At 41.7% G+C, this 15,186-nt stretch carries 15 protein-coding genes; 4 read left to right on the top strand and 11 right to left on the bottom strand.

Annotated elements, in window-relative coordinates; translation table 11 throughout:
• Positions 1–132: 132 nt before the first annotated feature.
• On the top strand, positions 133–1,353 hold the full coding sequence (locus ACE1TI_RS08335; RefSeq protein WP_375007124.1) for a YheC/YheD family protein: 1,221 nt from the start codon (positions 133–135) through the stop codon (positions 1,351–1,353).
• A gap of 60 nt (positions 1,354–1,413) precedes the next feature.
• Positions 1,414–2,490: a YheC/YheD family protein gene (locus ACE1TI_RS08330; RefSeq protein WP_375007123.1), complete on the top strand. Its 1,077-nt coding sequence runs from the start codon at positions 1,414–1,416 to the stop codon at positions 2,488–2,490.
• Between the two features lie 695 nt (positions 2,491–3,185).
• On the opposite strand, the gene ACE1TI_RS08325 is transcribed toward ACE1TI_RS08330, so the two are convergent.
• The 10 genes from ACE1TI_RS08325 to ACE1TI_RS08280 form a co-directional block, all read right to left on the bottom strand.
• On the bottom strand, positions 3,186–4,367 hold the full coding sequence (locus ACE1TI_RS08325; RefSeq protein ID WP_375007122.1) for a pyridoxal phosphate-dependent aminotransferase: 1,182 nt from the start codon (positions 4,365–4,367) through the stop codon (positions 3,186–3,188).
• Between the two features lie 141 nt (positions 4,368–4,508).
• Positions 4,509–5,294 (bottom strand): SGNH/GDSL hydrolase family protein, encoded by a 786-nt coding sequence (locus tag ACE1TI_RS08320; protein WP_375007121.1) that lies wholly within the window; start codon positions 5,292–5,294, stop codon positions 4,509–4,511.
• 411 nt (positions 5,295–5,705) lie between these two features.
• Complete coding sequence (locus ACE1TI_RS08315; RefSeq protein ID WP_375007212.1) at positions 5,706–6,413, bottom strand: CpsD/CapB family tyrosine-protein kinase; 708 nt, start codon at positions 6,411–6,413, stop codon at positions 5,706–5,708.
• Entirely contained in the window at positions 6,394–7,155 is a 762-nt protein-coding gene (locus tag ACE1TI_RS08310; protein WP_375007120.1) for a YveK family protein, read from the bottom strand. The genes ACE1TI_RS08315 and ACE1TI_RS08310 overlap by 20 nt, the downstream gene beginning before the upstream one ends.
• A 186-nt stretch (positions 7,156–7,341) precedes the next feature.
• Complete coding sequence (locus tag ACE1TI_RS08305) at positions 7,342–7,782, bottom strand: hypothetical protein (RefSeq protein WP_375007119.1); 441 nt, start codon at positions 7,780–7,782, stop codon at positions 7,342–7,344.
• Positions 7,772–8,230, bottom strand: coding sequence for a DUF2243 domain-containing protein (locus tag ACE1TI_RS08300; RefSeq protein ID WP_375007118.1), 459 nt, complete (start codon positions 8,228–8,230; stop codon positions 7,772–7,774). The genes ACE1TI_RS08305 and ACE1TI_RS08300 overlap by 11 nt, the downstream gene beginning before the upstream one ends.
• A gap of 133 nt (positions 8,231–8,363) precedes the next feature.
• Positions 8,364–9,317: a C40 family peptidase gene (locus ACE1TI_RS08295; RefSeq protein WP_375007117.1), complete on the bottom strand. Its 954-nt coding sequence runs from the start codon at positions 9,315–9,317 to the stop codon at positions 8,364–8,366.
• 900 nt (positions 9,318–10,217) lie between these two features.
• Positions 10,218–10,499, bottom strand: a complete 282-nt coding sequence (locus ACE1TI_RS08290) for a hypothetical protein (protein ID WP_375007116.1) — start codon at positions 10,497–10,499, stop codon at positions 10,218–10,220.
• 67 nt (positions 10,500–10,566) lie between these two features.
• Positions 10,567–11,232 (bottom strand): hypothetical protein, encoded by a 666-nt coding sequence (locus ACE1TI_RS08285; RefSeq protein ID WP_375007115.1) that lies wholly within the window; start codon positions 11,230–11,232, stop codon positions 10,567–10,569.
• A 131-nt stretch (positions 11,233–11,363) separates the two neighbouring features.
• A complete protein-coding gene (locus ACE1TI_RS08280; protein WP_375007114.1) occupies positions 11,364–12,287 on the bottom strand; it encodes an ROK family protein in 924 nt (307 codons plus the stop codon).
• Positions 12,288–12,562: 275 nt separating this feature from the next.
• Between ACE1TI_RS08280 and ACE1TI_RS08275 the strand changes: the two genes are divergently transcribed.
• Positions 12,563–13,603, top strand: a complete 1,041-nt coding sequence (locus tag ACE1TI_RS08275) for a M14 family zinc carboxypeptidase (RefSeq protein WP_375007113.1) — start codon at positions 12,563–12,565, stop codon at positions 13,601–13,603.
• Between the two features lie 17 nt (positions 13,604–13,620).
• Entirely contained in the window at positions 13,621–14,814 is a 1,194-nt protein-coding gene (locus ACE1TI_RS08270; protein WP_375007112.1) for a M14 family zinc carboxypeptidase, read from the top strand.
• 152 nt (positions 14,815–14,966) lie between these two features.
• Here the strand turns inward: ACE1TI_RS08270 and ACE1TI_RS08265 are convergent, their stop codons facing one another.
• The gene (locus tag ACE1TI_RS08265; RefSeq protein ID WP_375007111.1) at positions 14,967–15,143 is read right to left on the bottom strand and encodes a hypothetical protein; all 177 of its coding nucleotides are present in this window, start codon (positions 15,141–15,143) and stop codon (positions 14,967–14,969) included.
• Between the last annotated feature and the right edge of the window lie 43 nt (positions 15,144–15,186).

Genomic DNA, 15,186 nt, shown 5'->3' with positions numbered 1-15,186 from the left:
CCGGAATTTTTTTATTAAAACATAGTCCCACCCATTTTTCTCAAAACAGGTATTTGCACCCTTATATATATCCATCCGTAAAACGTCCAATCGGCATAGGATATCTAAGTCTAATGTAAAGGGGTGAATAAAATGTTGGATGTGGATGAAAACAAACACTCAGGAGGAGAAGAACCTTTGGCTATTCCTAAGATTACTAATGTAGAATACGCAAAAAAGCTGGCTATGAACAAAGACAAAACAAAGAAAAAAGATTATTTCGGGGTGTTAGTATCCCCTAAAACTATGCGGGCCCTTTCCGAACAAAGGCCTCATTTTCGCACGAAAACATTAATTAAAATGAATAAAGATGTTGGTTTTAACATGTTTTTATTCTCTATCAATACAATAGATATACAAAACCAACTCATAACAGGTATCTACTATGATTATTCCGATGGTAAATGGAAAAAAGATATTTTCCCTTATCCCGATTTTTTTTATCGGCGCGGAGGTGTCGCTAAAAAGTACAAAAAGCGTTATAAAACCTTTCAGTATCAATTGAAGAAAAAGAAATCATCCCTGTTAAATCCTTCCCCCTTAGGAAACTGGGATGTGTATAACTATTTCAATAAAGTTATATCATTAGAAAAACACTTGCAGAAATCGATTCTTTATAAAGATCCAGATACTTTATTCGACATGCTGGAAAAACACCGGCACATCTATTTAAAAGGCCTTATCGGAAGAAAAGGAAAAAATGTTGTCCTGTTAGAGCAGCTGCCGGATAACCGATATCAATTCAGGTATTACAATGCTTCTCAGAAAAAAATTCAAACTGTTACTTTTAAGAAAAAAGAAGATACGCTTAAATTTATCAACAAGTTTTACAAAGGGAAAAAGTTTATGATCCAAGAAGCCATAGATCTGCTCAAGCTTAATAAAAGGCGGATCGATTTGCGGGCTGAACTGCAGAGAACCCCCTATGGCACCATATCAATCTGCGGCATCAGCGCCAGATTGGGGAAAGAAAAGTCTCCTGTGACTACCCATTCTGATGCGATGACACTTGATGAGTTGTTTAAGTTTCTAAAACTATCAGAAACGGAACAATCAAAATTGTATATTAAAATGGAAAACTTTTTAAACAAAGTGTATAGAGAAACGGAAAATAAATTTGGAAAGTTCGCGGAAATGGGCATAGATTTTGCCCTGGACCAAGACTACAACATCAGGTTTATCGAGTGTAACAGCCAAAGCGCCAAAGTATCTTTACACAAGGCCTATGGCAGCAAAGCGTTAGAAAAATCGATGTTAAATGTCCTGCTGTACGCTAAATCTCTTTCTAAACGAAAAGCAACGAAAAAGAAATAATGATTTACGCTTCAAGATGCAAAGCTTGGCAACACTCATTTGAAAGGAGGAAGTTAAAAATTGATAGGAATTATATTATCATCTAGAGTGATCAAACACATCCTGGCAAAAGAGCCTCATCCAACGGTTCAGTTTTATAAGAAACTGGCGCGAAATAATAAAGTCAACCTCTGTTTTTATACCATGAAAAATGTTTCTCTGAAAAGCAAGACAGCAAGAGGCTACGTATATTCTTATGCCGAGGATAAGCTCGTTAAGAAAAAAATCCCCGTTCCTAAAGTAAACGTGTACCGCGTCGGTTCTTATTTACGAAACGAGAATTCTATTAAAAAAATTAAACAGCTGAGAAAAAAAGATGGCATCATGTTTTTCCATGCGGTTACCAACTATGAACGGAGCAAGTATAAAATATACCAATATCTAGCCTCAAACAAAAAAACAGCGCCATATTTACCGGAAACAAACATGCTTTCTTATTTAACCGTGGTTAAGATGTTAGACCGTTACAATAAGCTTTATATTAAACCAGTTCGCTCTTCTCGAGGAAATAATATTTATGTCATCGAACAAACAAAACAAGGCTTCACAATATCCCATGTAGCCAATTTTAAAGAAAAAGTAGTGAAAATCGCAAAAGGAGAGCTGTATGAATACTTTCATAAGACGTTCACTACTCCTAAAAAATTTCTCGTTCAGCAAGCGATTGACTCCGATAAATATAAAGGGAAAAAATTTGATTTCCGGATATCTCCTCAGAAAAATAAATACGGCAGCTGGCAGGTCACCGGAATGATCGCCAGAGTGGCCAATAAATGTGACAACATCACAAACCTCGATCAGGGGGGACGTGTTAAATATAAATTAAAGCCACTAATTAGTAATGAAACTAGAAAGAACATCAAAAAAGCGAGTATCCAAATCGCGAAGACAATCGAAGCGAAGTTCCCTCAAGTAATTGACTTAGGAATCGATTTGGCAGTTGATAAACAAGGGAATGTCTATCTGATTGAGGCGAATTTCAGACCTTACAGACGAAGAATCAACATCAGGCATAACCGTATTCCATTCGAACACGTGGTCTGGTACCTGAAACAACAAAACGCATCGGCAGCTTCGAAAAAGGCAAAAGCAGAGTAAAAGTGCGCTGGTTTCATTTTTGGGGGAGGGGCCTAGCCCGGGGCCAGACCCTCCACAATGTGTAAATCAACTGGTGCTTCGTTGTTGGCGAATATGCATTGGGTTAAGGTGGATTTGCGTAGTTTTGGCTCAGGTATGGGCCCCTTTTTTGTTTTATGGTCTGGCCCTACATGTTTTATAAAGGCGTGCTGGCGGCTTGGAATCTGAGCTGCTTTGGAGTCAGGTTGCTCCGTGTTTCCAGAAGTTATGCGCTGCTTTCGGAGGGATTTGCACATCTTTCAGATGGTTTTGCACTACTTTTCTCCGGATATGAACAGCTTTCTACCTTTATTTACTATTTTTCTCCTCTTCTTGAGCAACTTCCCTTATTGCTCAAGATTTCTCCCTTTCTTTCGCGCGGGGTCTGGCCCTCCACATTTCATAGGGGCGCTGGCCTTGGGCAATATGTATAGAATTTGAGCAGTTATGTGCTGCTTTCAGAGAGATTTGCACATCTTTCAGGTGTTTTGCACTACTTCCCCCCCCTGATATGAACAGAATTCAAGAATATGTGAACTGCCAAAAAGCCAGACCCACCACAGCATGTGGAGGGTCTGGCTCATGCTCCTTTGCGTTACCAGCGAATTTGTTGTCATAACGAGCGAAAAATTTGTCGATTCAATCGATTTTGGTAAAAGTATCAGCGAAATACCATTTTACTTCTTTTCAAAAAGGGACAGCTCCGCGATACGGTCGCCTGCTTCGCGCAGTCTTTCTTCAGAATCGAGAAGTCCGACACGGACATACCCTTCTCCGTGTTCGCCGAAACCTCTCCCCGGTGCTGTAGCGACATGAGCTTTTTCTAACAGCAGGTCTGAAAACTGCTCGGACGTATAACCATCCGGGACAGGGAGCCAGGTAAAGAAGGTGCCTTTAGGGGCTTTGATGTCCCAGCCGATATCGTGCATTTTTTCGACAAAAGCATTGCGTCTTGATTCATATATATCCACCAGCTGCTGGACGGGGCTTTGATCGGCCGTAAGCGCATGAACGGCTGCTTCTTGAATGGCACCAAACAAGCTGACATACAAATGATCTTGGAGTAGATTAATTGCTTCAATAACAGAAGAATTGCCCACTGCCATGCCGGCGCGCCAGCCTGCCATGTTGTAGGTTTTAGATAACGTGTACATTTCCACTCCCACTTCTTTTGCTCCTTCTGACTGGAGAAAGCTCTGCGGCTTTTTATCGTCATATCCGATAGCGCCGTACGCAAAATCATGAACGACACATATTTCATTTTGCTTGGCCAGCTCTACTGTTTTGTCGAAAAATGCTTTGTCTGCTGTCGCAGCGGTTGGATTGTTTGGATAATTTAAAAACATTAATTTAGCATTTTTTAGTATTTCTTGGGGAATGATTGTGTAATCGGGCAAAAAATGATTTTTTTCAAGCAGCGGCATTGTCTTTATATCGGCATCCGCTATGGCAGTTCCGGATAAGTAATCAGGGTAGCCAGGGTCAGGAAGTAAGGCAGTATCCCCTTCATTTAACAGACACTGACTTATTTCCACCAGGCCGGTTTTTGCACCAAATAATAAAGCTACCTCCGTTTCCGGAACCACCTCTACGCCGTATTCTTTTTTATAAAAATGTGCGGTTGCCTGCTTTAATTCGCTCCGTCCTCTAAATGGGGAATATTTATGGTTTTCCGGTTTTTCTGCTGCTTGCTGCAGCATTTTGATAATATGAGGTGGAGTTGGCAAATCTGGATTGCCCTGTCCCAGGTTGATAATATCGTGCCCTTCTGCCTTTAATTGTTCCACCTTTTTCACCAGGCCGGCAAAAAATTGTTCAGGCAGCCGCTTTAAAGCCTTCGATTGCTCAAACTGTACCACAAAAACTCTCTCCCTTTTGCTATGGTCTATTTCTTTCAGTATGCCTGTTTCAATAAGGAATGAAAAGACCGGCAGGAAAGTTTGCGGTTTTTAGTAAGATATCAAACGACAAATTAAATCTATTTCCCAGGAAATTCTTTGTTATTTCTCCTCATTTCCTGAAGCTTGCAAGGAATTTCCACTGAAATAGTCGAGCAGCGCTTCTGCCCACAACTTATTTCCGAGGTCATTCGGGTGAATTCCATCCACATTCAAGGTATCACTGACAGTAATGTTTGTATTTTCGTACGTTTCGTTAAAATACGGCCAAAAATCAATATATTTCCAACCATTCTCCTTTATATGCGATTCTGTTTCTTTCACATATTCCGGATAGGTAATTCCGTTATTCGTGTAAGATTCTCCATTTCTTCTTTGATTTGAAGGCTGAATAATGACATGCGTTTCTGGAAGCTCCGATTCAAAAGTTTCCATTATAGTAGCTATATTTTCTAGCGTCGTTTGCAGGTCGAGCCTTGAAAAATCATTGAGTGCTGCTGTTTCAAAAATAATGAAGGAAGGCTTATATTGAACGACTTCATCTGTTATTCCTTCGATTATATTTCTCGTGGAATAACCATCTACCCCAAAGTTCTTGCTTTCAAGGCCAGGGTACTCTTCTTGAAGCACAGCAGTAAATTGTTCTGTCCATCGCTTGTCCGGTTTGCTTGCGCCGGTCCCTTCTGTCACACTGCTTCCGATGAAAGCAATTTTTGTATCATTATGAAAAAGCTCTTGATGATCAATAGAAACGTTTTTATCTTTAATAGGTGTATCTTCGACGGAGGGGCCGCTAACGAATTTGCTATAGTAATAAAAGTAGCCTCCAGCTAATAAAGCTGCTGCAGCCGCGCTGAATATAATAATCTTAGAAGTTCTTTTCGTCATGTTATTTCTCCTTTAATGTAGAGATTGTTCTGCTCCATCTGTTGCTATACCCTTTGGTTTCCGCTTTTAATCGGTGAAAATTTTCCTGTTATGGATGAAACCTTTTCTTAATACATACAGGGCCATTGTTCTAGAAATATTTTCAGTGTTCTAATTGAAAGCAGCTGCTTTTTTGGATTTATGAACATGCTTTTGGTATATATGAACTACTTTCCCTCATTTATGCCCCACTTCCGCTTGCTTCTGCACCTATTTTTCTTACTAATGAACGAAGACTCTACTTCCTCTCTAACATTTTTAGGGTCTGGCCCTACCTGTTAAACTCACATTCTTAATATAACTGTAAACATGTTATCTTCCAAATGAATGGATCCAATAAAAAAAGCCTCCAATAGGAAGACTTCTTTCCTTTTATAAAGATTTTCCATAATAGTAATAATACTGCTGCTGCAGAGCTTTTCGTTGATTTAAGACGGTACCGAGAATCGAAGCGTCTGCTTTTTCCAGCAGTTCTTTTGCTTTTAAACCTGCTTGCTTATCGGTTTGTCCGCTTTTTATGACAAGGATACTGCCGTCGCAGTTGGCAGCAAGCACTTGAGCATCCGTTACAGGCAGTACGGGCGGTGCGTCAAAAAGAATGACATCAAACTCTTGCTTGGATTCAACGAGAATTTGTTCCATTTTTTTGGCACTCAGCAGTTCAGCCGGATTAGGCGGAATTGGACCGCTCGTTATTATATGAAGGTTGTCTACTTCCGTTTTCTGTACCACATCTACAAAACGCGATTGATGGGTGAGCACATTCGTTAAACCGTGTATATTCATCGTTTGAAAGGTGTAATGTACAGTAGGTTTTCGAAGGTCTGCATCTATAATTAATGTTCTTTTTCCTTGCTGCGCCATTGTTATGCCAAGGTTCGCCACAGTCGTAGATTTTCCTTCTCCAGGACCCGGAGACGTAATCAGAATGGTCTGCATCTCTCTTTCTACCGACGCATATTGAATGTTGGTGCGAATCGTACGATATTGTTCTGATACCGGCGATTTTTGATCTGTCCACTTCACAAGATTACGCTGGTTAGAGGTGTTTTGCTTTTTTTTACGAGCCAATTCTTTCACGTCCTCTCTCATGACGACTCCGTCTCGTTGGCGTTTTTTGAGTAACAGCATGTTTCCTGTTCTTGTTTTCAATTAATGGAATGCTTCCAAGTACAGGAAGTCCCAGTTCTTTTTCCACGTCATCTTCGTTTCGGTAGGTATTATCAAGAAATTCAAGCAAAAACGCGAGACCAACAGCTGTCATCAAGCCGACAACAAATGCAATGGCCATATTCAGCATCGGATTCGGCTTTACAGGAACCGGAGAATCATCGAGTTCTGCTGGCGCAAGTACCACCACGTTATCGACACGGAGCAGATCCGCAATTTCCCGTTCAAACACAGAAGCTGTTGTGTTTGCAATATCAACCGCTTGAGAAGGATTTGGGTCTTCGACGGTTATAGTGACAACTTGCGATTCGTCTTCTCGAGTTATGTTAATTTTTTCATTCATTTCGGATGCATCCTGGGATGTACCAAGTTCTTCTACTACTTGATCTAATATGTAAGGACTTTTCATAATAACATTATAAGTTTCTATGTATTCCGCATCAGTGTCAAATCCAGCTGCTTCTAAGGCTGAGCTTGCTCCTGTCGCCTGCTGGCTGACAAGCATCTGGGTGCTGCTTTGATAAATTGGTGTCAAAGCAAAAAAGCTGATGGCCCCTGCAGCAGCCGTTGCTAAAAAAGTAATAATAATTATCAAGGCCAGGCGTTTTTTTAACGTTTGAAATATTTCTTGAAGACTGATTGTTTCTTCCATGTTCTTCCTCCGCATGCTCTATGTATTCCCTAGTCTTTTTATCCCTCTTTCGACCAGTTCTTTCGACGGATGTTGACAAAAATCAAATAAACTAATAGGAATTATAGCACATGTTAGTGGCAAAATGTGACTTTATTATAAAGTTTGTTAGGAAAGTTACAGGGAAGCTTTCTATAAAAAAAGCAGTCACTCTGCTTTTATTCTTTCTTCATAAGCAATAACTTCCCCATTTTTCTGAAGGATCTTATGATCATTGGTGGTAAGAAAAACCTGGATGCGGTCCCCTTCGTTTAACTCTCCCATATCATGATAGTTTCCATAAATACGGCCTATTTTTTCACCGTTTACATAAAGATGAGCATGTCCTTCCTGCAAGCTTCCTTCCTCTGTCCCTGTTTTTTCCGGAGTAAAAGCGAAATTTTCTACCTCTACTTGCAGCAGCCATGTATTCATATCATCCTGCTGCAGCTCTCCAGCGATCCTGGGCACCGGTTCACCAACAGGAACTTCAACAGCTTCACGGGAATGATCATCCGCACCAGCGTAATGGCTGCTTTCATTGTGTAAATACAGCATCACAGAAACAAACGAAAAAATGACGATAAAACTGATCATTCTATACAGCATATTTTGACCTCGTGTTTCGTTGAATGAAGTAGCCGAACACAAATAACAGAATGCCGCTGGCTAAAAAGGCTAAGTCGTACATGAGCGCATTAGGATCTCCCGGTTTGACGCGGTGAATCTGAAGGAGGTGGTGATTAATGATTCCTTCAACAAAGTTAAAAATACCGCCGCCTATCAAAAAGAAACCTATTAGCAGCCGGATGCCTTTTGTAATATCTGTTGGTTTTCCGGCAAGCCACAATACGATACTTCCGGCAATTAACGTGATTGTCACAGCCAGATGAAAGAGGCCGTCACTAACGATCTGTCCTTGCCGGCTTGTTTCCATTACAACACTGTGCCATTGAAGGAGCTGGTGAAAAATAATTCCATCCAATGCTCCCAGTGTTCCAAATCCTAATAAAAAGCTTCCAATGATGATTAATTTCCTTTTTGTTCCTACTGTCATAACAGGGTCTCTCCTCTTTTCACAGGTTGATAGTTTTATGTTTTCCTAAAACAGGAAACAAAAAACCTATTTTCCGGAGATTAAGAAAAAAGCCGTCCCCATATGAAAAGGGACCGCTTGGGTGTTCGTTTATTTAGTTCACACGGCCTGCGCCGAGGTAACGCTGACTCCAGTAAGAAGTGTTCATATTAGAAACCGTTACACCAGTTGAGCTGCCTGCGTGAATAAATTGGCCGCCGCCAAGATAGATACCAGCATGGGACGGGCCGCTAGTATAAGTTTCAAAGAAAACAAGATCCCCAACACTTGGGCTTGAAACTTTCGTGCTTGCGCTGTAAATCGATGCTACCGTACGGGGAATGCTTTTTCCTGCTTTGTTAAATACAAACTGAAGATATCCGCTGCAGTCGAAACCGCTTGGAGACGTGCCGCCCCAGGCATACGGCGATCCTATGTAATTGCGTGCGTTCGATACAAGCTTGTCCGTAAATCCAGCAGAAGAATTGGACGAAGTTTTGCTGCTTGAACCGTTGCTTGTGGCTGATTTCACACTGCCTCCATTTAATGCTGTAAAGGTTTGCGGACCGGCAATTCCGTCTACACCGATGCCGGCAGAACGCTGAAATGAGCGGACGGAACTCGCTGTCACTGGACCGAATATACCGTCAATGCTTCCGTTATGATGGCCTTTACTTTTTAGCGTTTGCTGAAGCTGGCGAACATCGTTTCCACGTGCTCCCTGGCGGAGCGTCCGGGAAAATTCGACTTGGTTCGAAGCAGATGCACTCGCGTTAACAGAACTGTTTCCTATCCCCATCGCGCGAAATGTTTGAGGACCAGCAATACCATCTACGCCAATGCCTGCACTGTTTTGATAAGAACGTACTGCTTTTGCCGTAACCTGGCCGAAAATTCCGTCTACCAAACCATTTAAGTGTCCTTTGCCTTTTAGCCATTGCTGAAGTTCTGTCACATCAGAGTGACGCATTCCTTGTTTTAATGTTTGATCGCCAAGGGCAGCATCGGCGATAGTGGGGGTAAAAAGAACTGCTGCAGCTAGTACTGTGGATAACATATATTTTTTCATTTTCTGTGTCGCCTCTTTCCTGCTGTTTCTCTTGGGTGGAAGAGTGCCGCATAGTAGTTATATAGTTATAGGAAGTTTTATTTTTAAGTTTTGAGCTTACTGAGCGCTCATCTAAAAACCTTCCTAGTAATTTTTGGGTTGCTTCGATCATTTATGTATTGCGGAGAAAGGCGGACCATACACCTCCATTGATTTCAAATGCCTTTATGACAGGATTCGTGACTGTTTGCAATATGAATTATATGTCGGTTTATGTCCCCTATCAATAGATATCCAGCTTTTGTTACGCAACTGTAATAAATGGAAGAGATGTGTAATAAATAACAATACTTTACACCTATTCACTTTTTGGAGATTATTTTCTTGGAGTGTCACGCAGTGGTAAGGGCTGTGCAAAAGATGCGAAATGAATCTGTGCATAACTGAAGCAAAGATGTGCATATCTTTGCAATCACTGTGCTTATTTCCACCGGCTTTATAAATGGAGGTAGTGAGCTCTTCTAGTTCGTCGTTGTATTTTTGTTCATATGTATGAGATTTTCGTTTATTTATCTGAAAATGTTGTTTATTTCTTCTATAAAATTGTGCATCTCTCTGTACGAACAGTGCATAACTTCTTCAGCTTTATTATTATGGGGGCGGTCTGGTCCCGAAATCGGATGTACCTGCAGAATGTGTATATTTACCGAAAAGGCAGGCATATTTGGGCATAATGTTGAGCATATTTCTTCTATATCGTGCATATAGGAAAGGCAGACCTATATGATTTCAAATTCATCTTTTCTAAGAAAACGTTGCTCATATAGGAGACATAATCGGAATATCCTTTATCCACATGTTAATAACTTTATTTAAAATGTCTTTATGCATTAATTCCAAAAAGTTAGTCGATAAACTTGCTCACTTTGTCATTTGATTAACGAGCCAGTTCGCCACAATCCTAAATATTGTGCATATTTCTGCTATAACAGTGGATAACTCCTCCGTTTTATTATTATAGGGGCCTGGCCCCAAAAAAGGACGTGACTGCTGTAAAACAGGAGAATCATTGATCACAAAGGCAGGCATATATGCTCTCATTTCTTTAAAATATTTCATATTTCCCATAACATTGTGCATTTCTCTCAAATAATAGTGCATATCCCCAAACCAGCTGCACTTTTCCACACATATTCTAAGCACCCTACCTCCCAATGAAAAAGCAACAAAAAAAGAGCGGATACGCGTTTATCCAGCTCTTCATCTACTGCTACAACTGTACGATTTTTTGTTCTAGGATGTCTTCTATTACTTTTTCTACATCTAAGGTTTGATTCACGCGAAATCGGCTTCGTTGAGGCGGTTCTGGCTTTACTATAACGTCAAGCCTGTGGCAGTACCGAAAAAGCAGGGTTATAAATTGCCGGAGCGTGGATGATTGATAGGTGGTCAGTGTTTTCAGGTCTTCGGCGAATGTCTCGTAGTAAGTCTTCGAGGAAAATGGTTCTTTATCTTTCCATGTTTCTAAATTTTCGAGAAATTTCCTAAAAAATTCTACACAAACAGCATAGGTTTGTGGCGATTTTTTAAATTTCAGAAGATTTTCATCCTCTATATAGTACAGCATCAGGATGTCCGACTTTTTCTGATGCATGGGCGGCGGCTGTTCATATGTATGACGGACAGTTTGGACAGGGGCTGAATCTTCTGCTACAGGGGCTAAAAGGTCTCTTGTAGTGTTTCTTCCTATTTTGTCCTGCTGAACGGCAGCGCTGATAGAGGCAGCACTGGATTGGAAGGATTCTCCTGCGATGAATGCTTCAATTTGTGCCAATTTCCTCATATAAGAAACAGCCTGTTCTGCACGGTCAAATTGATGGGTTTTAATGGACAGCTGCAAAATATCTTGCAATTTTTGATTTAGATGAGAAGACATGTCCGAAGAGTCTCCTTTCATTATTTCTTCCTATTTAATTGTACACAAAAGGAGTTGTCATTGCTATGAAAATTAAAGCGTTTTCTCGAACCGGTATATCAGGCTTATCCCTATTTCAGCATTCATAGGACTTACCTCATTATGCAGGCAGCCCCAACTGCTCCGATCTCTGCTTTGAATGGAGAACGTTTTACCGTAAGCCCTTCCGCCATAAAAGGCATAGTATAGCGGTGGACATACGTTTGTACTTGCTTTAGAAAAAATTCTCCTTCCTGCAAAACGCCCCCGCCCAATGCGATTTCTTTGATATGAAGCAAGTGAACTGCATTGACTAAAGCGAGTCCGAGATAATGTGCTCCTTCTTTTAACACGTCCTGGCACCATGTGTCTCCATTTTCCGCTCGTTCGATTATTTCAGGCATCGTCATCTCAGCATACCGTCCGTGGCCCGTACGTACTTTTTCTTCCATCGCAGGACCTGAGGCGTAATGCTTTAAGCACCCCCGGTTGCCGCAAGGGCATATCCCGCCTTCTCGATTCACTGTCATATGACCGATTTCACCGGCTCCCTGCAAGAGCACTCCTTCCTTCATGATTCCGGCTCCGATGCCGGTTCCGACTGAAACATACATAAATGAATCGCTGTTGTTGTTGTTTTTCTGCCATTTCGCCATTGCCGCAGCATCTGTGTCATTGCATAAACGGACCGGTATTTGAAAGATATCTTCTAGCTGTTTTCCGATAGAAAAATCTTTTACCCCTAAGCTCTGTGCATAACGAATCGTCCGTGTGCCTTGATCGATGATGCCAGCGGAGGCAATTCCAATTCCCTGTGGGGTCTGGCCCTCTTTTTTTGCCGATTTTATTAATTGGTTGATGATGGAGATAATTGATGAAAGAAGCTCTTTTTGTGAAGCTTCTTTGTCTGAAAACGTGGGAAGCTGCAAAGATGTTACTACATTTCCAGCTTCGTCCACTAATGCTCCGAGAATTTTTGTCCCTCCTAAGTCAATGCCTATACGAGAAGTTTTCCAACTATATATTCGTCTTTTCATCAAACTTATCCTCACTTCATCTATATCTTTACTAGAAATATAACACAAGTCCTTAGATAGTGTATTTTTTTACCTAAGCGACAATTATTTCTGTTTACGAAAATTTCCTATGACGAAGGTTTTGTTTTGTGGAATTTAGTCAAAATCCCTCTCACTCTTTTGTATTATTTTCCATTTAAGTACTAAGACCATTTGTTGGTTTTTCTTTTTCTCCTAGGAAATAGCAAGGAATAAGTTGAATGATAAAACTATATTTGGAAAAAGGAGGAATTTTTATGTCAAAAAAGAGATTATCTACGGGAATGTCAGCTGTTTTTGCAGCAGCTCTCCTGCTGTCGCCAGTTGCTGGCTCGGTGACAGAAGCGGTGGGAGAAGGACCCAATCCAGGCAATGGGAAAGTTGTGAATGAACGCCTCACCAGTTATAAAGAAATGAAAACACAGCTAGAGCGGTATGACAGCCAGTCTGATTTATTGGAGGTAGATGTTTTTGGCCAGTCTGTAAAGGGGCGTGACCTTCATCTTGTTTCGTTTGGAGAAAATCCGGACAACCCTACGGTTCTGTTTTTAACACAGCAGCACGGAAATGAAGCGATGACTACAGAAGGTGCACTTGAAATAGCGAAAAAACTCAGCACGAACAGCCAGCAGGTGAAAGATTGGGCAGAAGAGGTGAACATTTTAATCGTTCCGCGTTTAAATGTGGATGGCGCCGAGGGGGATGTGAACTTTGACATTTCCCATTATGTAGGAGGCGGCCAGGCGACCCGCTATAATGCAAACGAAGTGGATTTAAACCGTGATCATACTACCCTTGAGGAACCAGAGACGAAGGCTTTCCATGAAGAGGTGCTGCAGCAATACGACATTGATTACCTGATTGATTTTCATCATCAGGGCACTCAAAGTGCGATTGAAGATGAATATGTGTCTGGTTCGATTCTGTACCCTACCAATGATAACGCAGATGAAGACGTTCGGGAAATGTCCAAACAGCTTGGTTCTGTCGTGTATGATGCTGTCGAGTCGAAAGGATACGGCTTGTTAGGAAAATACAATGGCGGCACAGCCAACACAATCGCTCGGAACGGCCTCGCTTATGAATATGACATTGCCACCCTTTTATTTGAAATGCGCGGGATGACAGACCATGAATATGAAGATTACGTGCTTGGCCAAAAAAGTAACGGCTATCTTATTCAACAAGCTAAAACAGCAATGGAAGCTGCGATTACAGCAATTGCAGATGGAGACATAGAAGAAGCGGACACCTCTTTCTGGGATGAGCTCCAAACCCAAGGATATAAATCAGAATAAAGAAAGGGTGAAAAGCAGTGAAAAAGTGGAAAAGCATAGCGGGAATGAGTGTGTTAGCTGGCGCTCTTATTTTTCAGCCATTTGCCGTAAGCGCTGATCAATCGGAAAACTCCCCTGGCACCCCGCCGCAGCAGGAATATAAAATTGATGGATTTGTGGATTATGAAGAAATGGAACAACGCCTTGAAAAAATCGAACAAACAAGCCAGGGACGTGTGGAAGTTGAAGTCATCGGCCAATCCAATCAAGGCCGTGATATTTACAGCGCCCGGGTAGGAAATGGCGACAAAGTCGTGCTGGTAGAAAGTGAGATTCACGGTAACGAAAAAACAGGTACGGATGCCCTGCTCAATATTCTTCAGTATCTAGGATCAAGCGGTTCCAAACATGCGGAAGCGATTCGTGAAGAGCTGACCCTTGTTGCTGTGCCGAAAATGAACCCGGATGCTTCCGAATTGGACCGCCGCGGAAATGATCGTTCCTGGGAGGAAGTTGTAGATGATTTTCCGCAGCTAGAAGGTGCTTCTCCTTCCTGGAATTACTACACAGGAACCTTGCAGGGCGATGATTATAGCGACAATCCGGGATTTGATGTGAACCGTGATTTTAATCCAGATTTACAATATGAACCTAAGCCCGAGGATTTCCCTGGGAGTTCTAGTGAACCTGGCTGGTACATCCATCCGGAATCCCAGACCATACGCGATCTTTACATTGATTTGCAGGAAGAGTTCGGTAACGTAGACACCTTCATCGATCTTCACCACCAAGGACCACATTATAAAGTCGGTGATACTGACCGAGATGTAACGATGTCGATATCCGCTCAATTCGTTCCTGACCCAAACAGTGAAGCAGGATCGAAATACAGCAGCTACGCCGATAATTACAATTATGACTTCTCCCGTCAGTTAAACGTCGCCATCTATGATCGGCTGCAGCAAGGAAACTCGCCTTTTAACAATATCACTCTCTACCCTCAAGGCCTTGATCTGCCCGGAACAGCGCTTGGCAGCTTTGCTTTAAACGGAAGCGGAACGGTTCTGTTTGAAGTCAGAGGACAAACGCACAGCTTCGGACAGAAAAAACGCGGGCAGCTTGTAAAAACAGTAGAAACCGGCCTTTATGCCGTCCTTGACGGGATGACGGACGGAAGCGTCTACGACGAGGATCCGGAACGCTATGAAGAAATCCCATTAACCACCCGGTAAAATAGGCTTTAACCAGCTGTATGAGGTGAACGGACAAGGGATGCGTTCGTATTATAAGGTCAGCCAGATATTTCTGGTTGACCTTTTTATAGTTCCAGTGAGGGGTGTTTTTCGTATTCAAAAGATCTGCCTCTCTTAAGAGGCGCAGATTTTTAGTCATAACAATGGCCGCACTTTTGATATTTCTTCTCCTCTACTAACTTATTCACATAATTCTCATCGTGAGAACCTTCTCTTTGTTCAAGAGGAGTCGTACGTAGCTCGCAGGCATCCCCTGCAAAGGGGGTGCGGTGTATTTTTTGTGTCGTATGATCAATAAGAAATTTCACAGTTTCGTTCCCCCTACATGTATTTTTTAGCGATTTAGGAAAA

Source organism: Alteribacillus sp. JSM 102045, assembly GCF_041949975.1.
Lineage (GTDB): Bacteria > Bacillota > Bacilli > Bacillales > Marinococcaceae > Alteribacillus.
The sequence above is the reverse complement of the archived record's forward strand: the minus strand, read 5'-3'. Positions and strand labels throughout refer to the sequence as shown.

Coding starts and splice junctions, on each gene's coding strand:
- ACE1TI_RS08335 (WP_375007124.1), top strand. CDS start 133: ATGTTGGATGTGGATGAAAACAAACACTCAGGAGGAGAAGAACCTTTG.
- ACE1TI_RS08320 (WP_375007121.1), bottom strand. CDS start 5,294: ATGACGAAAAGAACTTCTAAGATTATTATATTCAGCGCGGCTGCAGCA.
- ACE1TI_RS08310 (WP_375007120.1), bottom strand. CDS start 7,155: ATGGAAGAAACAATCAGTCTTCAAGAAATATTTCAAACGTTAAAAAAA.
- ACE1TI_RS08305 (WP_375007119.1), bottom strand. CDS start 7,782: ATGCTGTATAGAATGATCAGTTTTATCGTCATTTTTTCGTTTGTTTCT.
- ACE1TI_RS08300 (WP_375007118.1), bottom strand. CDS start 8,230: ATGACAGTAGGAACAAAAAGGAAATTAATCATCATTGGAAGCTTTTTA.
- ACE1TI_RS08295 (WP_375007117.1), bottom strand. CDS start 9,317: ATGAAAAAATATATGTTATCCACAGTACTAGCTGCAGCAGTTCTTTTT.
- ACE1TI_RS08285 (WP_375007115.1), bottom strand. CDS start 11,232: ATGTCTTCTCATCTAAATCAAAAATTGCAAGATATTTTGCAGCTGTCC.
- ACE1TI_RS08280 (WP_375007114.1), bottom strand. CDS start 12,287: ATGAAAAGACGAATATATAGTTGGAAAACTTCTCGTATAGGCATTGAC.
- ACE1TI_RS08275 (WP_375007113.1), top strand. CDS start 12,563: ATGTCAAAAAAGAGATTATCTACGGGAATGTCAGCTGTTTTTGCAGCA.